The 22,038-nt window shown below is 32.0% G+C and carries 15 protein-coding genes; all 15 read left to right on the top strand.

Annotated elements, in window-relative coordinates; translation table 11 throughout:
- Nucleotides 1–239: 239 nt before the first annotated feature.
- From VCM48_RS08180 to VCM48_RS08110, 15 genes are read left to right on the top strand one after another with little or no spacing between them, the layout of a single operon-like run.
- Entirely contained in the window at nt 240–815 is a 576-nt protein-coding gene (locus VCM48_RS08180; protein ID WP_482270192.1) for a Pvc16 family protein, read from the top strand.
- A gap of 6 nt (nt 816–821) precedes the next feature.
- Nucleotides 822–1,892 (top strand): hypothetical protein, encoded by a 1,071-nt coding sequence (locus tag VCM48_RS08175; protein ID WP_099215622.1) that lies wholly within the window; start codon nt 822–824, stop codon nt 1,890–1,892.
- A 29-nt stretch (nt 1,893–1,921) separates the two neighbouring features.
- A complete protein-coding gene (locus tag VCM48_RS08170) occupies nt 1,922–3,853 on the top strand; it encodes a phage tail sheath family protein (protein WP_482270191.1) in 1,932 nt (643 codons plus the stop codon).
- 44 nt (nt 3,854–3,897) lie between these two features.
- Nucleotides 3,898–4,344 (top strand): phage tail protein, encoded by a 447-nt coding sequence (locus tag VCM48_RS08165; protein WP_047790305.1) that lies wholly within the window; start codon nt 3,898–3,900, stop codon nt 4,342–4,344.
- Nucleotides 4,344–4,781, top strand: a complete 438-nt coding sequence (locus VCM48_RS08160) for a phage tail protein (RefSeq protein ID WP_482270190.1) — start codon at nt 4,344–4,346, stop codon at nt 4,779–4,781. Before VCM48_RS08165 ends, VCM48_RS08160 begins: the two co-directional genes overlap by 1 nt.
- A gap of 1 nt (nt 4,782) precedes the next feature.
- Nucleotides 4,783–4,944 (top strand): DUF5908 family protein, encoded by a 162-nt coding sequence (locus tag VCM48_RS08155; RefSeq protein WP_482270189.1) that lies wholly within the window; start codon nt 4,783–4,785, stop codon nt 4,942–4,944.
- Nucleotides 4,944–5,630, top strand: coding sequence for a CIS tube protein (locus VCM48_RS08150; RefSeq protein ID WP_482270188.1), 687 nt, complete (start codon nt 4,944–4,946; stop codon nt 5,628–5,630). Before VCM48_RS08155 ends, VCM48_RS08150 begins: the two co-directional genes overlap by 1 nt.
- A complete protein-coding gene (gene vgrG, locus VCM48_RS08145; protein ID WP_482270187.1) occupies nt 5,631–7,376 on the top strand; it encodes a type VI secretion system tip protein VgrG in 1,746 nt (581 codons plus the stop codon).
- Nucleotides 7,377–7,380: 4 nt separating this feature from the next.
- A complete protein-coding gene (locus VCM48_RS08140) occupies nt 7,381–7,671 on the top strand; it encodes a PAAR domain-containing protein (protein WP_099215617.1) in 291 nt (96 codons plus the stop codon).
- Nucleotides 7,672–7,673: 2 nt separating this feature from the next.
- The gene (locus tag VCM48_RS08135) at nt 7,674–8,087 is read left to right on the top strand and encodes a GPW/gp25 family protein (RefSeq protein WP_482270186.1); all 414 of its coding nucleotides are present in this window, start codon (nt 7,674–7,676) and stop codon (nt 8,085–8,087) included.
- An 8-nt stretch (nt 8,088–8,095) separates the two neighbouring features.
- Entirely contained in the window at nt 8,096–11,278 is a 3,183-nt protein-coding gene (locus VCM48_RS08130) for a baseplate J/gp47 family protein (RefSeq protein ID WP_482270185.1), read from the top strand.
- Nucleotides 11,266–13,998: a YegP family protein gene (locus VCM48_RS08125; RefSeq protein WP_482270184.1), complete on the top strand. Its 2,733-nt coding sequence runs from the start codon at nt 11,266–11,268 to the stop codon at nt 13,996–13,998. Before VCM48_RS08130 ends, VCM48_RS08125 begins: the two co-directional genes overlap by 13 nt.
- A gap of 45 nt (nt 13,999–14,043) precedes the next feature.
- On the top strand, nt 14,044–19,158 hold the full coding sequence (locus tag VCM48_RS08120) for a hypothetical protein (protein WP_482270183.1): 5,115 nt from the start codon (nt 14,044–14,046) through the stop codon (nt 19,156–19,158).
- A complete protein-coding gene (locus tag VCM48_RS08115; protein WP_482270182.1) occupies nt 19,158–20,936 on the top strand; it encodes a contractile injection system tape measure protein in 1,779 nt (592 codons plus the stop codon). Before VCM48_RS08120 ends, VCM48_RS08115 begins: the two co-directional genes overlap by 1 nt.
- Before the next feature lie 24 nt (nt 20,937–20,960).
- A complete protein-coding gene (locus VCM48_RS08110; protein ID WP_482270181.1) occupies nt 20,961–22,019 on the top strand; it encodes an eCIS core domain-containing protein in 1,059 nt (352 codons plus the stop codon).
- The last annotated feature ends 19 nt before the right edge of the window (nt 22,020–22,038 follow it).

The raw sequence follows: 22,038 nt of genomic DNA, 5'->3' as shown, positions 1-22,038 counted from the left end.
ACAGTGTATAAAGAGTTTTTTTATTGGATTCACGTAAAATTTAAAAATTCTTGATTAAAAAAGTAAGGGTGATTTCCCCCTTTTTACTACCTGTAATTCTATTAGAAAATATTTAGGAGAAACTACTTTTTTAAAAGAGTTTTTCATTGCGGTTATTCTTCACAAGAGAGGTTAATTTTACAATGTCTGATTGCTAACCCTTCAATCTACAAGCAAAACTAACCAAACTTACTATTAAAATGATTTTTGAAATATTACAAATCATTACCGAAGAATTGAATGACTATTTCGACGAAAAAGCCGTAGACTTATCAAACATAGCTATGGCTGAAGGAGATGGAAATTCCCCAGCAAACACTCCAGATGTTTCATTAACATTAATTAATACACAGGAAGAATTTGCATTAAAAAATACTTCTAACAATCGTGTAGAAGGAACTTCAGTTAGTTACAGAAATCCAAAAGTATATTTAAACCTTTATGTTTTATTCAGTGTAGATAAATCCAGTTATGCTGAATCTTTAAAGAGTTTGACAAAAATATTAGCCTTTTTTCAAGGTAAAAAAGTATTCACACATCAAAACACCAACTTTGAAGGTATAGATGGACTAGGAGACCTAAAGACTTTTAAATTTATTACTCAACTATATACACCTTCTTTTGAGGAGTTAAATTATATATGGGGAACCTTAGGAGGTAAACAATACCCGTCAGTACTTTACAAAATAACATTACTAGAAATAGAAAGGGATATTGTAACTAAAGAAGGAACAGTGGTCTCAGGTATTGAACAACAATCAATAATTAAAAATTAAAAGATTATGTACAAAACACTGTTCAATATCAATATATACCACTCTTATTTCCTAGATGAAGGAGAACGAACTTTTTTCGAATTAAATGGAGGAAATAATGGAGTAACACCTCTTACAGATGAAGAAAAAAAACGTTTAGAAGAACAATACGATATTAGCAAGTTTCTATCAATTCAACCTACTCAAGAAACCCAAAAGAGTTTAAAAAATCATAGACTATTACTTAGAAGTCATAAAAAAGGAGTTCGAGTACTATCAGAAACTATAAAAGTAACTACCAAAGAAGGAAATCAAGAAGTAAGTAGATATAGTCCAATAATTACATTATCCGATTCACTAACGCTAACTTTTTATTTAAAAGTACACCATGCTTATTTTGAAAATTTTTCTAACATAATTGAAAAGAAAGAGGAGCAACTATATTACTTATCAAACAAAAGTTCCTCAGTAATCAATTTATTTGAAACAATTTCTGAGGTGAAAAAATGGAGCTCATTTTTGATTTCAGATAGTGAAACAAGAAAACTATTACACCAACTAGAAGCTGAAAAAGAGTTTGATACAACTACACCGAATTTAGTAACTGTTGCAAATACCAATGCTTCTGAATTAAATGTTATAGAATCTAAAATAATGAATGCTATCCCTTTAAATGAAGAAGAGCAAAAGGTGATAGATACTATTAATTTTTTTGTAAGAAGAATTAAAAATAGTGGGGTAATAGGGGTTGTTCAAATCCAGATATCAGGAGACAATAACAACAATTTAACAGAAGAAATATTAACTAAGAATGAAGAAACAGAAGTCTTTGATGTCTCAAAACAATGTTTGTTAGAGGAGTCCCCAGAGTTTGCTGTTTGTATTGAAAATAGAAACACATTTTGGCGTTACACGAAAAGAAGTGAAAATCTTGTAATGACTACGTCAGAAGAAAAACCATTGACACTTAATGGGCGTGTAGAGATAGATAAACAAGACGTTATACCAGAACCACAAGAAGATTATTATTTCCCAAATCCTACTCCAGAAAGTATTAAGAAAGAATCGCAAGATTATTATTCGGAAGTATTTATATAAACAAAAATTAAAATTTAAAACAAGTAATTATGTCAGCGTACAAAACACCAGGAGTCTACGTAGAGGAAATTGTAAAGTTTCCCCCATCGGTAGCTCAAGTAGAAACAGCAATTCCAGCTTTTATTGGTTATACCGAGAAAGCTAAAAAGAAAGAGAATAACGACCTACTGTTAGAGCCAACAAGAATAACGTCAATGTTAGATTACGAAACGTATTTTGGCTATGCAAGACAGGAAACAAGTATTGGAGTTAATGTAACAAATGCAAATCAAGCGAATGAGGAAGTAATTGTAACTGCACCAAGTACCCCATCTCCTTTTAAGATGTATTATCACATGCAAATGTATTTTGCCAATGGAGGAGGTCCTTGTTACATCGTATCTGTGAACACCTATGAAGATGAGAGTAACAATGAAAATAGTATTTCTTTCGACGAGTTGAAAGATGGATTAGATAAAGTAGCCTATGTAGATGAAGTAACCTTACTTACATTCCCAGACGGAACATCGTTGGCGTCAGATACTGATTTTTATAGTTTATATGCATCAGCACTTACTCAGTGTAATAAATTACAAGATCGCTTTACCATTATTGATACTTATTCAGATAATGAATATGATGATGGAGGAGGGGATGTAGATCCAGTAGAAGCACTAAGAGATAAAATTTCTTTAGGAAAAGACTACTTGAAATATGGGGCAGCATATTACCCTTTTTTAAATACGATTCTTGACTACTCTTATGATGAAGATAGTATTGAAATAGAAGGATTAGATGAAAGTTTATCTGTACAAGCGGAAGAAGTATTAGATGGAATTGACTTAACAGAGTTAGAAAGTCTATTAACAGTATTGGTTGATACAAAAAATAATATAGATGGGGCAGGTAATGCGGTAGCATTGTCATTTAAAAATGATGCCATTTCCAATATTAAAAATATTATTGGCTATTTAGAGAATATAACTTCATCAATCAACGATTTGATTTCTGCGGCTGAAGATTCAGAAGAAGCTTCTTTAGCAACACCAAGTGCGGATATGACAACTTGGATGGATGCTAATTTAGAAGCCACTTTGGCTGATTTACATGCTAAGCTATTTAAGCTACAACAAGACGACACAGAAGGAAAGTTAATGGGTAGTTTAACTTCTAATGCTACAAACGTATATGATCTATTAGGTATTATCGATGAAGCTGATATGACTAATAATGGAATCTATACCACTTTGGAAGATCAAAAAAATACCGATGAATTATTTGCCTTAAAAGGAGCTATTGATGCATTAGGAGGTGTAACAACACTCCCTTCGTTAGCAGATTTAAAAGTAGATAATAATGCTCTATACAATAAAATAAAGTTAGAAATAGGGTTGTTACCAGTAAAATTGGCACCTAGTGCAACCATGGCAGGAATTTATGCTAAAGTTGATGCCGATAGAGGAGTATGGAAAGCACCAGCAAATGTAGGGTTAAATTATGTATATGGCCCATCTGTTAATATATCACATGATGAGCAAAAAGATTTAAATGTAGACACCAAAGCAGGAAAATCTGTTAATGCTATCAGATCATTTGTAGGAAAAGGAAATCTAGTATGGGGAGCAAGAACTCTTGCAGGAAACGATAATGAATGGAGATATGTATCTGTAAGACGTTTCTTCAACATGGCAGAAGAGTCAATTAAAAAAGCATCAGAACAATTTGTTTTTGAACCTAATGATAAAAATACTTGGGTGCGTGTAAAAGCAATGATTGATAACTTCTTAACACAACAATGGAGAGCAGGAGCACTTGCAGGTCCTACACCAGAAAAAGCATTTTATGTAAGTGTTGGTTTAGGAGAAACCATGACAGCTCAAGATGTTTTAGAAGGAAATATGATCATAGAAATAGGTATGGCAGTAGTACGTCCAGCTGAATTTATCATCCTTAAATTCTCTCACAAAATGCAAGAAGCATAAGTAAACTAACTAACCAAAAAAATATAAATAAAAAATAAAGAATCATGGCAGAATCATATCCAATGCCAAAGTTTTCCTTCGAGGTAACCTTTGGTGATACCAAATTTAATTGTACAGAAGTATCAGGGTTAAGTTTTGATAATAAAGTAATAGAATATCGTGGAGGAGCAGATAAAGAATACCACAAATCAAAACAACCAGGATTATTTGAATATAGTAACATTACTATGAAGAGAGGAACCTTTGTAGACGAAAGCAAACAGTTTTACAAGCAATGGGCTAAAACAGTTTATTTCCAAGAAGGAGGAGAGCAGTTTAGAGGAGATTTAACTATCAAATTATTAGATGAGACTGGACAACCAGCTGTAGTATGGGAAGCTCAGAATGCTTATATCACTAAAGTACAGCCTACAGACTTAAAAGCTGATGGTAATGAAATAGCCATTGAAACTGCTGAGTGGGCAATTGAGAAGCTTAAAATGTCATCATAATGAGCTATCATCCACCAGTAGGATTTAGTTTTAAAGTAGAGTTTGAAGATATTCCAACTTCAAGCGGCGACAATTCATTTCAATCAGTTTCAGGTCTTTCGGTAGACCTTGAAACTGAAGAAATAGCCGAAGGAGGAGAAAACAGATTCAAGCATAAAATACCGGTACGTTCCAAATATCCAAATTTAGTGTTGAAAAGAGGAATGCTTGTCGATTCAGAAGTAATTGAATGGTGTAAAAAAGCCTTAGTAAACTTCGAGATACAACCTATAAATATCAATGTAATGTTATTAGGTGAAGACGAGCAAGCCATACAAACATGGAATGTAAAACATGCATACCCTGTAAAATGGAATGTAGGAGACTTTAATGCTGAAGAAAGTAAACTGGTTATTGAGACACTTGAATTAACCTATAATTATTTTAAAATAGTATAAGATGCCTATTACTATCAAAGAATTACATATCAAGATTAATGTGGATGAAAAATCAGAATCACAAGAGAAAACAAGTGGATCAAAAAACGGAAATACAGCGGCTATAGTTTCGGCATGTGTGGAGGAAGTAATGGATATTCTTGAAAGACAAAAACAACGATAATGAGTCAAGGAGAGTTAAAAAAATTAGTAATAAAGGCGTATTCTGACGATAAGTTTAAGAATGAAGTAGCCAATGGGGAGTTTACAACACTTATAAACCCAGAAAAGTATATGGTTGCTTATAAACCAGAATATACTGAAGAACAAGGGCAAGGCACAAGTGGCTCTCAACCTAAGTTTACAAGAATACCTCCTCAAGAATTAGATTTAGACCTATTGTTTGATAGCAGTGGAGCCATTGACGGAAAAAGTGATCTAAAAGATGGAATCATAGATAAAATAGAAGCGTTTAAAAAAATTGTATTCGAATACAAAGGAGAAGAGCATAAACCTAACTATTTAATGATTAAATGGGGTGCTCTCCTTTTTAAGGGCTCTTTAGTAGATCTTTCTATTGAGTATAAATTGTTTGCACCAGATGGAACACCATTACGTGCCAGTGCAAAGCTTAAGGTAAAAGGTACTATTGATGATGATTTACGAGTAGCAAGAGAAAACAATCAGTCGCCAGATTTAACACATTATCGTAAAGTAAAATTAGGAGACACTTTACCGCTTATGTGTAATCGTATTTATGGAGACCCAAAGTATTATTTAGAAGTAGCTCGTGTTAATAAAATAATGCAGTTCAGAAAACTAAAACCAGGACAAGAAATCTTTTTCCCACCCTTACAAAAATTTGCTTAGATGAATAATACAGGAACCATACAAACTTCAAAAAGTGCAGATTTAGTCACTTTTAAAATCTTGATTGGAGGAGAAGAACTCTCAAAACAATACGAGGTAAAAAACATTATTGTTTCCAAAGAAGTAAACAAAATACCAACCGCTCAAATTGTTTTATTAGATGGAGATGCTTCTCAAAGAGATTTTAAGTTAAGTAATGAGGAGTTATTGATTCCTGGAAAAGAAATAGAGATAACCGCGGGGTATCATTCAGATGAAGAAACCATTTTTAAAGGAATCGTCATCAAACATAATTTAAGGATAAGAGCAAGTTCAGCACAGTTAATAGTTGAGTGTAAAGATGAAGCGGTTAAAATGACCGTAGGTAGAAAAAGTAAGTATTTCTATGAAAGTACTGATAGCGACATTTTTGAAGAAATTATAGGGAACTACGGTTTATCTAAAGATGTAGAGGCTACAAATTATAACCACGCAGAGTTAGTACAGTACAATGCATCAGATTGGGATTTTGTTGTTTCAAGAGCACAAGCAAATGGGAAATTATGTTTTGTAGATGACGGAACGATAACCATAGCTAAACCTAATGTAAGTCAGTCAGAAATTGAAACTGTAACTTTTGGTGGATCCCTATTAGATTTTGATGCAGAAATAGATGCCCGTCATCAAGTAAAGAAAGTAGCTGCCTACAGTTGGAATCATGCCGATCAAGAAGTAATCGAAATTGAAGGAAAAGATCCAAATGTAAGTTTAAATGGAAACTTATCGGTTTCAGACTTAAACAAAACTATAGGCTTAGAAAGTATGGAATTACGACATGGTGGTGCTGTAACGGATACTGAATTACAAGATTGGGCAGATGCTAAATGGTTATTTCAGCAATTAGCAAAAGTAAGAGGGCGTGTAAAATTTCAAGGAATCCCGTCGGTAAAACCAAACACCATTTTAAAACTAGAAGGTGTAGGAGACCGATTTAACGGAAATGTATATGTAACAGGAGTTCAGCATGTAATTTCAGAAGGAAATTGGGTTGCAAATGCACAGTTTGGATTATCAACAGAATGGTTTTCTGAAACTTTTGAAATCTCAGCAAAACCGGCTTCAGGATTATTGCCTGCCATTCAAGGCTTACAAGTGGGAATTGTTTCTCAATTAGAAGAAGACCCTGATGGGGAAGATAGAATTCTAGTACAAATTCCAATTGTAAATAACGAAGAAGAAGGTATTTGGTGTAGAGTAGCTTCACCCGATGCAGGAGAAAACAGAGGTGTTTTCTTCCGTCCAGAAATAGGAGATGAGGTGATTGTAGGGTTTATTAATGAAGATCCTAATGATGCCATTGTTTTAGGAATGTTGCACAGTAGTGCAAAACCTTCTCCAATAACAGCTACTGATGATAATCACGAAAAAGGAATTGTTACCAGAAGTGAAATGAAAGTATTGTTTGATGATGATAAAAAAATAATCACTATTGAAACACCCGCAGGAAAAATTATTTCGCTGGATGAAGATGAAGGAGCCATAACGATTGAAGATGATAATTCTAATGTAATTACGATAAACAGCGATGGAATATCAATGGAAAGTGCCGGAGATATTTCATTAAAAGCATCAGGAGATGTAAATATTGAAGGAACAAATGTGAGCATAGCAGCCAATGCAGAATTTAAAGCAGAAGGTAGTGCTGGGGCAGAAGTTTCAACAAGTGCTATAGCTGTTTTAAAAGGTTCATTAGTTCAAATAAATTAAAAAAATGGGAAACCCAGCAGCAAGAATAACAGACATGCATGTGTGTCCAATGGTTACAGGAACAGTACCTCATGTAGGAGGACCAATTTTACCAGCGGGAGAACCTACCGTATTAATTGGAGGATTACCTGCGGCGAGAGTAGGTGATATGGCAACTTGTACTGGGCCACCAGATAGCATAGTCGCTGGATCAGGAACCGTATTAATTGGAGGGATGCCAGCAGCAAGAATGGGAGATAGTACTTCACATGGAGGAACTATTGTACTAGGAGAAGCAACAGTTTTAATAGGATAACAATGGAAAATAAAAAAGCATTTTTAGGAATAGGTTGGGATTTTCCACCAGAGTTTTCAAAAGATCTAAGCGAAGTTATCATGATTTCAGAAGAAGAAGATATTAAAAGTAGCTTGGAAATATTGTTAACTACCAGATTAGGAGAACGTGTAATGCTACCTAATTACGGTTGCAACTTACAAGAGCTTCTTTTTGAAAAGTTAGATAGAACGCTAATAACCTATGCTAAAGATTTAATTGAAACAGCAATTTTATATCACGAACCAAGAATTGATGTGATTCGTATTGATGTTTCAGAAACAGACCCTTTAGAAGGAATGTTAATAATAAAAATTGAATACAGAGTTAGAGCTACCAATAGTAGAACGAATGTTGTTTTCCCTTTCTATAAAGGAGAAGGAACCGATATAAATTAAGACACACCATGAGTAAAATCATTTCTAGCATATTACAACGAAACGGAACAGGACAAGAGCTGCGTTATATTGACGCATTAGATCCTGATAATTTCGAACTTCACGATTTTACTATAGAAGATTGGATTTTGTTTGCTTATAATTTTGCTGAAAAATTAAATTACTTTCCTACAGGAAATCATAAAGTAGCATCTGGAGATTGGCAAGATTTTTTTAAAAAATTAACCACAGCAGATATTCCTTTTAGGGGAACTAGAGAATATCAAAAAATAAAAGAAAACATTAGCTCAACTCTTAATGGATATACGGAGGGAGGAAAGTTGAGTCCGCATTTAACCTTGTTTGTTTGCTTCTTAGAGTTATTAGAATTTTCAAAAGAACGATTTAATAATTTAACCAAACGTCATTTAGATTTTTATTACAAAGAAATATTACAAGTTCAAAAGCGAGAACCTGTTTCAGATCAAGCGCATATAATTTTTGAATTAGCAAAAAAGATTACTGACGAACGAATTGAAGAAGGAACCTTACTTGACGCAAAAAAAGACAGCCTTGGAAATCCGTTAGTTTATGAAACAACGGAAGAATTAATAGTAAACAAAGCCTCAGTAGGAGCTATAAAAACTATTTATAATAACAATTCAGAAAGTTTAAAAAAGATAAAAGCAAGTACAGTAGCTAACACAAAAGATGGTTTTGAAGAACCACTTCCTGAAGATGCGCCGTATTGGTATCCTTTTGGATATCCTGCGAGTGGAAAAAATGCTGCTGAATTGCCAGATGCAGTAGTAGGATTTTCAATTGCCTCACCAATGTTATTGTTGCAAGAAGGAGATAGAACAGTAACGATAACCATTAAATTTAAAAACAATTTTGAAGAAAACTCTTTTGATGTAAGTGAATTATTGCAAACCGTTCAAATTTTTGGTAGCGGAAAAGAAAAATGGATTGAACCAACACTGGTTGCTATTAATAATGTAAATGATGGAGCGTTAGTTGCTACGAATCAAATAAGTTTCAAATTTACCTTAGGATATGACTCAGGTGCATTAGTAGAGTATAATGAAGAGTTTTTACTAACAAAATATAAAACTTCACATCCGTTAGTGCGCTTTGAATTTGATGTTTCAACAGCTGTAGGATATGATTTTTACAGGTTTTTAGCAGGAAATACACTTGAAAAAGTAACCATAAAAACAGATGTTAAAGGAGTAAAGTCAGCAACGGTTGAAAATGACAATGGAACGGTAAGAACTAAAAAACCATTTCATCCTTTTACAACACGTCCTATTGAAGGGTCAAATTTTAGTGTAAGTTACGACGAAGCTTTCTCAAAAAAATGGAAAGATTTTACGGTAAATCTACGTTGGAAAAATACGCCATATGATTTTAAAGAATGGTACCAAGCGTATGTGCAACCGTCTAGTTATTCTTCAATTAATACGTATAAAGAACAGCTTATAGAAGATATAAGTTCAAGAGCTATCCTAGTTCAAGATGAAAATTATTTTAAAGCGGAAAAGAGGTTGTTGCATGCCGCTGGGGAAACTAAAGAAACAATAGGGGAAATAGTAGAGCTCTTTAAAAAAGAAGTTTTTGAAGACGGAGATAATGAAGAGATATTTTATACAGCTGTTTTTACAGTAACTAATTCAGGAAGTTCGTATGAAATTGACAAGGCAGGACCTTTACAATTATCGTTACAGCAATCATTTTTTCATGAATTATACCCTAAATTATATGCATTAGCAGTTAGTTCAAGAAGTAGACTTATTAATCTTCCTAATGAGCCTTATACTCCTTTGGTTGAGTCAATTTCTGTAGATTATTCGGCAGAAGAAGCGATGCTAATGGAAAGTATGGATTTGGAAGAAAATCGTATTCAACTTTTTCATGAGCATCCTTTCGGTCAGCATGAAGAAAATTATGCAGAGAAGAAATATTTACAAGAAGAAAAAGGAATTGTGGATATTTTTGATAAGGATACTATTCAAACCACTTTAGTACCAAAATACTGTTTAGGAGGTCATTTGTTTTTAGGAATAGAAAACATTGAACCTCAGCAAAACCTTTCGTTGTTAATCCAAGTATTAGAAGGAAGTGAAAATCCACTAGTGGAAAGCTTCGGAGAAAACGAAAAGATAAATTGGTCGATATTATGTAATAATAAGTGGAAAACGTTAGAAAACAATATCATTTCTAATAACACAGATAACTTCTTAAAATCAGGAATAGTTAAATTTTCAATACCTAAAGAAGCTACTTCAAATAATACATTATTACCATCAGGATATACTTGGATAAAAGCACAAATGAGTAAATCATTTGAAGCAGTATGCAAGGCTATTGGTATTCACGCTCAAGCAGTAGAAACTACGTTTGTAAACAATGATAATGAGGTAAGTCATTTAAAAAACGGGCTACCTAGCGGAACCATTAAAAAAATGGTTACACGTATACCACAAATTAAATCAGTATCACAACCTTACAGTTCTTTTGGAGGAAGCCCAGAAGAATCAGACGATAATTTTTACAGAAGAATAAGCGAGCGTTTGCGTCACAAAAACAGAGTAATAACCTTGTGGGATTACGAGCATTTAATTCTTCAAGAATTCCCAGAAATTTATAAAGTAAAATGCTTAAACCATACCTCACAAACAAGTTTCACAGCAGCAGGTTATGTTACTTTAGTAGTCGTGCCAGATACTGTAAATAAAAATGTATTTGACATTTATCAACCACGAGTAAGTAAAGCCACTTTAAATAGTGTAACACAGTATATCAATGCATTAAATACATTACATGTAAATGCAGAAGTAATCAATCCTAATTACGAAGAAGTAAGCATAGGTTTAGAAGTAAGTTTTTATGATGGGTATGATGAAAATTATTATACAGAACAGTTAAAAACAGACATTACAAAGTTTCTGTCTCCTTGGGCTTTTGATGAAACCAAAGAAGTAACCTTCGGAATTATGCTACATAAAAGTGTCTTAATTGATTACCTAGAAAAACTACCCTATGTAGATTATTTGCAAAATGTAACGATGAATGAGGATGCTAATGTGTATAAAATAGAACCAAGTGATCCAAAATCAATATTAGTATCAGCAAAGAAGCATAACGTAAGCACAGTGCTAACCACTTGTAAAGGAACCAAAAAAATCATAGAACAAACATGTCAGCTATAAACGAACATATCAATATTCCGAAGAATATATCTACCAAAGACGATTTAGATTTTTCTTTTTTAAGAAAAGAAGGAATCTCTTATTTAGAAACATTTGGAGGCAAGTTATGGACTGACTTCAACTCGCACGATCCTGGAGTAACTATTTTAGAAATGTTGTGTTATGCTATTACCGATTTAGGGATGCGCATCAATACACCACTGGAAGATTTATTAACATCTAAAGATCCGAACTTATCACTACAAGCACAGTTTTATAAAGCATCAGAAATTTTTCCAACAAAACCAGTCAATGAGTTAGATTATAGAAAACTGTTTATTGATTTAGAAGGAGTAAAAAACTGTTGGTTACGAATTTATGATAAACAAGTATTTGTTGATTGTAAGAATAACAAATTAAGCTACAAAAAGTTTGAAGGTATTTTACCAGAGTTTCAAAAAGACTTTAAGTTAAAGGGACTGTATTCATTATTGGTTGATTTAGAAGAAGGTTATACAAAAGAGCAGGTTTTTCCGAATATCAAAACAGCATATCATAAGAATAGGAATTTATGCGAAGATTTAATAGCAATAAATGAAGTAGATACACAGCCTATTGCTATTTGTGCGAATGTTGATGTTGTGCCAGAAGCAGATGAGGAGTGGGTGTATGCTAATATTTTATTTCAAATAGAAAATTACTTATCACCGTCATTACAGTTTTATTCAGTGCAACAAATGTTTGATAAAGGATATACTACCGATGAGGTGTTTGATGGTCCGGTATTAACAAACGGGTTTATAGATACGGAAGAACTCAAAAAAGCAGAATTAAGAAAAGAAGTACGTCTTTCAGATGTGATGAAAATCATCATGAATATTGGTGGAGTAAAGCTAATTAAAGATATTTCTGTAGGATTTTGTGATGAAAACATTGTTCAAGAAAATAAATGGATAGTTTGTATCGATCCAGATAAAAAACCAGTATTGTGTAAAAAGAGTACGTTTAATTTTAGTAAAGGATTTCTTCCTCTTAACTTAAACTATGATAGAGTAGATGAGTACTTAAAACAATTAAAAGAAGATGAAATTGCTTCACAACAAATAACAGCTGATGAACAAATTTTATCATTACCAAAAGGTAGTTCAATAGGAGCTGGTGAGTATACTACTATTCAAAATGATTTTCCTGATACTTACGGAATTGGTCAAGAAGGCTTAGCGATACATGTAACCAATGAAAGAAAAGCAAAAGCGAAACAACTAAAGACGTATTTAACATTTTTCGATCAAATCTTAGCAACCTACTTCAAACACTTATCAGAAGTAAAAACATTATTGTCTGTTAGCGGACAAGAAACGCGAACATTTTTTACACAAGCAGTAAAAGATATTAAAGATTTTGATGAGCTCGTAAGTGAATATCCACAGTCAGATGATGATGAATTAACAAAGCTTTTATTCAATCAGTTCGATAATAATGTAGAACGCAGAAACTCTATTTTAGATCATTTGCTAGCACGTTTTGCAGAACGATTTGGAGAGTACACATTTATTATGAAAGCGTTGTACGGAACAGCTACTGATGAAATTGTGCTATCAAACAAAGAAGCCTTTTTAAAAGATTATAAAGTAATAAGTAGTGAAAGAGGTGTAGCTTTTGACTATTACAAACAACTACAAGAAAATCTATGGGATACAAATAATGTATCCGGATTTCAAAAACGTATAGCACGTTTAATGGGGATTGCTAATGAGAAAAGAAGACACTTAACGGAAACCAATGTAGATATTTATGAAGTAACAGAAGGGAGCAATACATATAGATGGAGGTTAAAAGACAATGATGGAAATATACTATTGTCAGCAACTGAAAACTATGCTAAAAAAGCCTTTGCTATTGAAGAATTATATTTTGCAGTTTTACAAATGGTACAAACCAAAGAAAAAGATATAGAGCAAGCTTTTGAAGAGGGTATTACAAATAATATGCAAATTGGATTTATAAGAATACATGAATCTACACCTTCAAAACCTTCTATTCCAGTAAAGTATTCTTTTGATGTTATTAATCCAGAAAAACCGAAGAGTAGTTCTGATTATATTATAGCAAAACAATACAAATACTATACAGATAGTAATGATTTAAAAGAAGCATTGTTAGAGATAATTTCTTTTTTGAAAAAAGATTTCACAGAAGAAGGAATGTTTTTAGTAGAGCACATGTTATTGCGTCCAGATGTTACCAATAACAATTCAAAAAACTTCTTACCTATTTGCGCAAAAGATTGTGAAGACTGTGGAACGATTGATCCTTATTCTTATAGAGTAAGTATCGTTTTACCAGGATATACTTATCGTTTTTCAAACCCAGATTTTAGACGCTATATGGAAAATGTTATTCGACAAGAACTTCCAGCACATGTTTTACCAAGAATTTGTTGGGTAGGAGAACGAAAAGGAATTGTACCTGATAATGAAAATGATTTGTTACAGTTCGAGAACTCATACAAAACATACTTGTTTGCAAAAACAAACTTAGAACAAGAACAACCTACAGAGAATAATGAGTTACCAAGCTTAATACATGCTATGCAGCAATTAAACACGATTTATCCTGTAGGAAGATTAACCGATTGTAATGCAGAAGACGAAGCATTAGATGGAAGAATTATACTAAACCAATCTAGTATAGGAAACATACAATCAGAAAAAGAAAATAATAACGAAGAAAACTCATAAAAATAGTACGTGTTTATTTATTAACACAGCCAAAACATAATACGTATGGAAACGACTAACCTGAAACTAAGAGAAATTACAACTGAATATAGTAAGTTTAATGCTAATCAAGTGTTAACAGAAACACAACTTAATACATTTATCGACTACTTTGATGATCAAAACCGTTTGTCAAGGCTAGGTTTAAGTGGTGTTGGAATAGCCTGTGGGTTTGAGGTAACTCCAAAATTTACTATAGATAAAACAGCGGTGTCGAGTATTGAAATTACTCAAGGAACAGCAGTAACTACCGATGGAGATTTAGTTCAGTTTTTTGATTTAATAGAAGAAAATTTACAATCAAAAACATTTTCATTTTATAAAAAGTTTGAAGATACTGATGGTAATTACGAGCGTTTTAAAGATTCTCAAGATAAACAGTACAACTTATGGGAATTACATACAGAGGATGATGAGTCGTACACTAATTTAGTTGAATTTCCAGAGATACAAAAAATGGCTGTTTTGTTATACTTAGAGCAGTATTCGAATGAAGATGTGCTGTGTAATAAGTTGACATGCGATAATCAAGGTATCGAACAAATTAATAAGCTACGAGTATTACTTGTGAGTATTGAAGATTTAGAGGCTATTGTTACAAAAGACTCTATATTTTTAAAGCACAATTGGTATAAAATTAATGATGAGTTACCTGTTGTAGAAGCAAAAAGAGTTGTGTTGAATGAAAATAACACGCAAACATTTACAGAGTTAAAAGCACAGTTTGATAGTGTTGTTAAAGATACAAGTATTAGTGTAGATTTAATTGAAGGCTTTGATACAATATTCTCAAAATTTCAAAAACCATCAATAGCCACTAAAATAAAATCATTATTTAGTTTTAGTTCTTTAGCTGTTCCACTAGATTTTCAATACAGATACGACGTTATCAAAGACTTGGTAGATACGTATAATGAAATTAAAGAACTACTATTACACATCAATGTAAACTGTTGTCCAAATATTGGAGCCTTTCCAAAGCATATAATGTTAGGAAAGTTGAAAAAAGAAACAGAATACCCAGAATTACGCCACCGATTTTATAAATCAACTATTGTAGGTCATGAAAATGAAAACCTTCAAAAAATACAGTTGTTAATTGATAGAGCAATTGCCATTTCGAGTAATTATATAGGAAAATCAAAATCAAAAGATGTGGTAATAACCCCATCGCAAGCACATACCACATTAAGTGAAAAAGCTGTTCCTTTTTATTATAATGTTTCTTCACAGTTTTTAAAGAGATGGGACTTTAACAAAACAAAAAACTATAGAGCAAATCAAAACTTAAGCTATCATAAAGAAAACCTTAAAAATTCAGCAGCAATTCAAAAACCACTATCATATAACATTGATAAAAATGATTTTTATAGAATAGAAGGACATCAAGGTAAAATGTACAGAGATGCCTTAGCAAAAATCTTAAAACTTAAAAAAGATAACGGATTGAGTTTTGATGTGAAAATACTTTCCATTAACGCTACAGAACAAACTATTAATATAAATAATTACGAGTGTGAGTTTGAAGATTTAAAAATGTTGTTGAATGCATGGAGAGCAGAACAGAATTGCATTTTATCAGAAGTAAGTAAAACATTTTCAGCCTTTAAATTAACCGATCCAAAAACTAACACAGTAGTAGATAACGTGGTCAACTATAAAGACAAAATAAGTGTTTTAGAAAAAGAACCCATAAAAGAAGAAATTCCATTAGTAAAAGAGTATATCAGTAGAATGGATTTACTTTCTAAAGAGGCAAGTGTTAAGGAAGATTTTGCGTATAAGTATGATATCGGAACCAAAGAATATAATAAGTTTTTAGAGGAAGAAAACATTGTAAAAGATAGTTTAACAAAAGAGGAAGACTCAATAGGGTTTTTGATAGACCGAGTAATCGATGAAAACAAATACGGATCAGCCAGCGACATTATCGTTGAATTAAATAAAGAAACTGAAGTTTTAAAAGAAAAAGAAGTTTGGAAAGAAGAACCAACACTTAGCGATTTTATTTTAACAGATCTTACAGAAACCTTAGTTCATACCTATATTTTAGATACAAAAATCCCATTAAATATAAGAGATATAGATAGTCTTGTGCTAACAAGTTATAAACTAACGATAGCAGAGTTGTGTAAAAGAGTAAAAAAACTACAAGCAAAGTATAACAGTACTTCATTAGAACTATCAACCAAGCAAATTCTAGGTCTATTAATTAACCAGTTGTCAATTGTTTGTTGTTCAGGAAAAAAGTTAGAAACACTACTTGCAGAAATAGATAAAAGAAAGAAAAAGATTTTAGAAAGAATACAGCTTTCAGAATTTGTAAAACAACACCCAGGACTTGAACATAAAGCAGGGGTTGTTCCGGGAGGAACTTTTGTAATGGTATATGTTACCGAAAACGCAGCTGATAAAAATACATTTGATGATGTAGTATTAGATGTAGTATTTAAAAATCAACCGATATTATCGGATATCGGATTTATAAAAGACGGGTTCTTAGCTTCTAAAGAAACTTTTTTGGAAAAAGAAGTGTTGTACAAAAATGGAGGAGTAATCAAATTATGGGATACAAGCTCTAGTATTAATTTTTCATTTGTAGATGGAAGTTATTTTAACCTAAAAGACAGGCTGTTTTTTGAACAAGATGTTGTATTGGTTGGAAAAACATTAGCAGAAACAGTAAATAATTTTACAGCATTCTTAAATAGAACTTGGTTTAGAGCGGGAGTATCTAAAGTTCTTAAGGCTGAAGAAACCAAAATGTACAAAGATGGATCCGTTGGAATGCGTATTACGATTAAAGATCACTTAGTACCGAAAGGAGAATACTTCTTTCAGGTATACAATCCTGTTGTTTTAGAAACTACCAAACGTTTGTATTTCGACGAAAATGAAGTGATCAGTGAAAACGAAACATTAAAAAACACCGTGGTAGCAGATTTTTCTTTGCCATATATGTGTTGTTCAGACTGTGCACCAGTGAACTTCATCATTCCTAAAGAGCCACCATTTTTAAGTTTACCAGTAAGTACTATCTGTTTGAAAAAAGATACTGTAATTGAACCTTTAATTTTTACTGTAAGACCTGTGGATGGAGAAGTAAAAGCAATTGCTCCAGAAGGAGTAATATCAGGAGTATTTAAAGATCCAGAAGATGAAAAATGGAAAATTGATGTAACTAAAACAGATAAAAGTTTATTAGGTAAACCAATGAAGTTTACAGTAAACGATGAACCTACCGATTGTGAACTTATCGTATATCCAGCATTAGAGTTGTTGGTTGAAGTAGAACAACCTATTGAATATAATGAAGATAAATCTAAAGCTAGGGTAACTTATGTATTACATTGGAAAGATGCTGATTTTGTTGAAGCTGATTTCTTTAATAACATCAAGTATTCTTGGGACTTTATGGGAGATGGTAATAGAGTAGAACATACACCAATAAACAACAAAGTTTTCCATAACTATACATTACCAATTGATGATATAAATAATGAAATAAACCCAGCATTAGAAATTTCATTAGGACCATGCTCGAAAGAAATTTCTATAAGTCCAATAAAGTTTGACACCTTAACGCCATCAGAGTTGGCTATTGAATCGTCATACTGTATCGATTTTACTGAAGAAAAAACAGCAAGAATCCCATTTACCAATGTAAACGGAACTATAACCATAGCAGGAGTTGCTATTGAAGGAGTAACCATTGAAAGTAATGAATTGGTAATTGATGTAGCGACTTTTAAAAGCTACGATCAAACCATTGAGTTTTTAGAAGACGGGCAAACAACAAATGCAAGAATAACAATTCATGAAGTTAAACAAATAAGCATTTCAGAACGAAGCGAATCAAGATTTATATGGAAAGACGGACAGTTATTTTACGAAGCAGCTTTTGAAGCAATACTTCCAGAAGGTGTAAAGCCGGAAGGATTAAAGTTTAATTGGAGTGTAAATAGCATTGAGTCGGAGACAGAGTTGTTTAATCCTCAGTTATTAGTAAAAGAAGGTGTAGGAAACTCTTACACAATAAAATTAATGATTACTGATGGCAACGGATGTTTTTCTAAAGCAGATTTTACAAAGAATATAGCCTTCCCAGAGTTTACAATAAGCTTACCAAACACCACTTTTTGTTTAAGTGATAAAGAGTCTTATTCTGTTGTAGTAAGACCACAATTTGAAGGGGTACAACTTACAGGAGGAAATGTAAAGTTTAATGAAGAAATAAAATTATGGGAGTTTGTACCAGCAAACTCAGGATTAACAGATTCAGGTACTGTAAGTATAAGTCTAGTAGGAGCTTTTGTTACACAGACTATTAATTTAACAGCAACACCACAAGCAAGCTTTACTCATAGTTTTGATCCAGAAACTAGAATATTATCATTAACAAATACTTCAGAAAAAGGAGACAAGTATGTTTGGGTAATTAATGGAGTTGAAAGAGAACCTCAAATAAATAGAACAACAATAACAGAAGACCTGAGCAATTTTGATGGAGATTTAGTAAAAGTCTCTTTAACGGTAGCAAGTAAGTGTGGAGAGAACACATCAACAGAAGTTGTAGAAATAGGAAAAATACAAGATAAAACCTGTGAGGAAATAATAAGAACAGAAGTTGAAAACTATTATAAGTTAAATAAGTTTAGCATAAATGATGGAGGAAGTGGAACTAATGTTAACATGGTAGTAGTAGTTCCTACAAATGATGCTTATACAGCAATTATAACCGATGAAAGTAATTCTTATTTAACAGGAGAAAACAACAATCAATTAAGAGGAATGTTTTCTAAGTTACTTATCAATACGTCAAAATTACTTATTGAAGATATTGAAAACAGAACATTACTTACAAGGTATTTTAGGGCAGAAGTAAGGTTGTTTTTAAATATTCTTCATTGTCAAGACCAAACTGTTTTAGAGTTGGATGAAAATCAAGGAGTTATTTTAGAATTGTTACAAGTTATAGATAGTGCTTTTATTTCTTTTAAAGAAAATCAAATAAAAGTAGCAAATGAAGCTTTTTTACAATTTTTAAAGGAGTTCACAACTGAAATTCAAGCAGAATATATTTCTAAGTTTATTAATGAAAACTTAATACAAAACTTATAATGGTTGCTAAAGAACATACCATTCAAAAAGTATTTGTTGAGGTAAATACGAAAAGTAAAAAAGTAGCAGAAGAGTATAAAAATACTATCGAAGACTTTTTACAGGAAGAAGTATTTCCAGAAATAGAAAAATATTTTAACTCTCAAGAAATCGAATATGAAGCATACATTCAGCAAATAGAAAACTTAAATATTGAAGTAGATATATCAACTAACAATAAGTCTATAAATGATAACAGTACAAAGAGAGAAATAAAAGAACAACTTATAACAAAGTTAAAAGCAATTTTCAAAGCCCCAGAACTACATAAGGTAGCTATAAAAAAGGTTACTACATCAGAATCTAAATTAGATACTTTTTTTCACTTTTTGCAACACGGAACAACAGCTTGGTGGAATCAAAAGGAAGAGGAAAATTTTACAAAAAAGATGTTGTTTGAAATAACAGAAAGTCAATTTTTTGAAGAATGTTTTTTTAAATCATTAAGAGATCCAGTTCAACAGAATAGATTAATTCAACAGTTTAAGACTGAAGAATTGCAAATATTATTCCTAGGAGTTTTTAATAAACCAATGGGGTATGAGGCTTTTCTATCAACTATCAAAAAATTTGATTTTAAGAGCTACTCCATAAGGAATAAAGTGTGGAAGTTTTTCATCAAAGCAACAATTAATAATAATTTTTCAAGAATAGTAAATGAAGTTCAAGAAGAAATAGAGATATGTAAAAGAACAAAGGCTTTTAATTCTTCAAAAAATCTAACTCAATTTTTACAAGAGCTAATTTCTCAAGAAAGAATATTTAGAAGTCAGTTTAATAGTAAAGAACAGAAGGAGTTTAAAAAGAAAAAAGAAGGGAGTAGCATTGAGGTTGTCAATACAGAGTTTATAGGTAAAAAAGAAGAAAAAAAATCAGATGTAAGTATTGATAAACTAGATAAAGTAGGAGTCAAAAAAAATCAAAATAAAGCAGAAGAATTAACTCTTTCAAAGAATGAATCAAGTAAATCTAATTCACAAAAAACTCCTGAAAAAGTAGATAATCAAAACAAAAAAGAAGTCTTAAAGAAGAAGAAAACGTCATCAAAAGAAAAAAGTAAAGAAGTAAAAGAAGAATTAAGAATAAAAATGCAAGCGAAAAGTAAGAATCCTTATGAAGATAAAGGAGTAAACTTGAAAACGGAGAAAATTACTGACGACCAAAAGAGAGCTGAATATAAAAGGAGACATCAAGAAGCGTTAAAAAACACTTTTTCAAGTAAAAAAGAAGTTACAAGTGAGCCTAAATCACATCTTATAAGAAACGCTGGATTAATTTTATTACACCCCTTTTTAAAGCAGTTTTTCAATTCATGTGGTTTTTTAGATAAAGAGAATAAAATTATCAAACCTAATGAAGCAGTTCACTTACTGCACTATGTAGCAACTAAAAAAGAACAACAGTTTGAAAACAATTTAATTTTCGAAAAGTTTTTGTGCAATCTACCAATACAAAGTTCTATTGAAAGAAATATAGTATTGAGTGATGAGCTTAAAGAAAAGTCAGAAGAATTGTTAAGAGCAGTACTTCAAAATTGGTCAATTTTAAAAAACTCTTCAAATGACCTATTGCGTAATGAGTATTTACAAAGAGAAGGAAAACTAGATTTAACTAAAGACAATCCTACTCTAACAGTTGAAAGAAAAACACAAGATATCTTATTAGATACCAAATTACCATGGAATTTAAGCTTATGTAAACTTCCTTGGAGGAAGGAATTAATCTTTACGAATTGGTAAAATATAACTAAAACTTTAAAAGTCATGTTTAAAAGAGATAAAAAACCAGAAGCTAATAACGTTCAAGCAAAGGATAAAAAAAAGGATTTGTTTATTCAACCAAAGCTAGCGTTTGGAAAAAAAGGAGATCAATATGAAGTTGAAGCAGATAAAATGGCTGATAAAGTTGTAGGAAATAATAATGAAGCTAATTCAATACAAAAAAAAGAAAATGAAGAAGAAATTCAGCAAAAACCACTGGCTTCTGAAGTAACACCGTTAGTACAAAAAAAGGAAACTACTGAAGATGAGCAACCTGTTCAAAAGATGGAGGAAGAAGAAGCGGTACAAAGTAAAGAAGAGGAAGAAACAGTACAATCTAAGTGCGATGATTGTGAAAAGGAAGAACAAGTACAAAAACAAGAAGAAGAGGAAGCAGTACAATCAAAATCAGAAAATAGCAGTTCAACAAATAATTCTACTTCATTTGAAGGTAAATTAAGAGGAGGAAAAGGAGGCCAAAAAATGGATGGACAAACCAGAAGTGAAATGGAGTCAGGTTTTGGAGCTGATTTTAGCCATGTAAACATTCACAACGATTCAGAAGCAGCACAAATGAGTCGAGAAATAGGAGCACAGGCATTTACGCATGGAAACGATATCTATTTTAATGAAGGAAAATACAATCCAAACTCCAAAGAAGGAAAACATCTTTTGGCGCACGAATTAACACATACCATTCAGCAAACAAAAACAATACAGAAGCAATCAGAAGGATCAGGAGGGTTTGACAGTACTATATCTATTAGACATAGATATTTAAAGTCGCGAGAATTTCAAGTGTCAAATGGTAGTGTGACTTTGACAAGTAATGCACAATGGGATAGAGGTACAGGTAATTGTGGATCAGCAAATTACTGGGTTGTCTTACATGAGAAAGGAATGCTATATGATTCTAGTTATGATGAAAAAACATTCTCTGTAACTCGACCAAACACAGCGAATTGGAGTAGTTTGCCAGATGGGACTTACTATATTACATTTCATGTCCCTAATACTAATCCACATTGTGTTTTACAGGGGGATGTAAGTGTAAGGACATAAAAAATAATATTACCTAAAA

The sequence above is a fragment of the Tenacibaculum sp. DPLXC6 genome (assembly GCF_056815515.1).
This window is presented reverse-complemented; position numbering and strand designations above follow the sequence as displayed.

What these genes read in the sequence shown, in the direction of transcription:
- VCM48_RS08180 (WP_482270192.1), top strand. Translation starts at nt 240, where the DNA reads ATGATTTTTGAAATATTACAAATCATTACCGAAGAATTGAATGACTAT.
- VCM48_RS08175 (WP_099215622.1), top strand. Translation starts at nt 822, where the DNA reads ATGTACAAAACACTGTTCAATATCAATATATACCACTCTTATTTCCTA.
- VCM48_RS08170 (WP_482270191.1), top strand. Translation starts at nt 1,922, where the DNA reads ATGTCAGCGTACAAAACACCAGGAGTCTACGTAGAGGAAATTGTAAAG.
- VCM48_RS08165 (WP_047790305.1), top strand. Translation starts at nt 3,898, where the DNA reads ATGGCAGAATCATATCCAATGCCAAAGTTTTCCTTCGAGGTAACCTTT.
- VCM48_RS08160 (WP_482270190.1), top strand. Translation starts at nt 4,344, where the DNA reads ATGAGCTATCATCCACCAGTAGGATTTAGTTTTAAAGTAGAGTTTGAA.
- VCM48_RS08155 (WP_482270189.1), top strand. Translation starts at nt 4,783, where the DNA reads ATGCCTATTACTATCAAAGAATTACATATCAAGATTAATGTGGATGAA.
- VCM48_RS08150 (WP_482270188.1), top strand. Translation starts at nt 4,944, where the DNA reads ATGAGTCAAGGAGAGTTAAAAAAATTAGTAATAAAGGCGTATTCTGAC.
- vgrG (WP_482270187.1), top strand. Translation starts at nt 5,631, where the DNA reads ATGAATAATACAGGAACCATACAAACTTCAAAAAGTGCAGATTTAGTC.
- VCM48_RS08140 (WP_099215617.1), top strand. Translation starts at nt 7,381, where the DNA reads ATGGGAAACCCAGCAGCAAGAATAACAGACATGCATGTGTGTCCAATG.
- VCM48_RS08135 (WP_482270186.1), top strand. Translation starts at nt 7,674, where the DNA reads ATGGAAAATAAAAAAGCATTTTTAGGAATAGGTTGGGATTTTCCACCA.
- VCM48_RS08130 (WP_482270185.1), top strand. Translation starts at nt 8,096, where the DNA reads ATGAGTAAAATCATTTCTAGCATATTACAACGAAACGGAACAGGACAA.
- VCM48_RS08125 (WP_482270184.1), top strand. Translation starts at nt 11,266, where the DNA reads ATGTCAGCTATAAACGAACATATCAATATTCCGAAGAATATATCTACC.
- VCM48_RS08120 (WP_482270183.1), top strand. Translation starts at nt 14,044, where the DNA reads ATGGAAACGACTAACCTGAAACTAAGAGAAATTACAACTGAATATAGT.
- VCM48_RS08115 (WP_482270182.1), top strand. Translation starts at nt 19,158, where the DNA reads ATGGTTGCTAAAGAACATACCATTCAAAAAGTATTTGTTGAGGTAAAT.
- VCM48_RS08110 (WP_482270181.1), top strand. Translation starts at nt 20,961, where the DNA reads ATGTTTAAAAGAGATAAAAAACCAGAAGCTAATAACGTTCAAGCAAAG.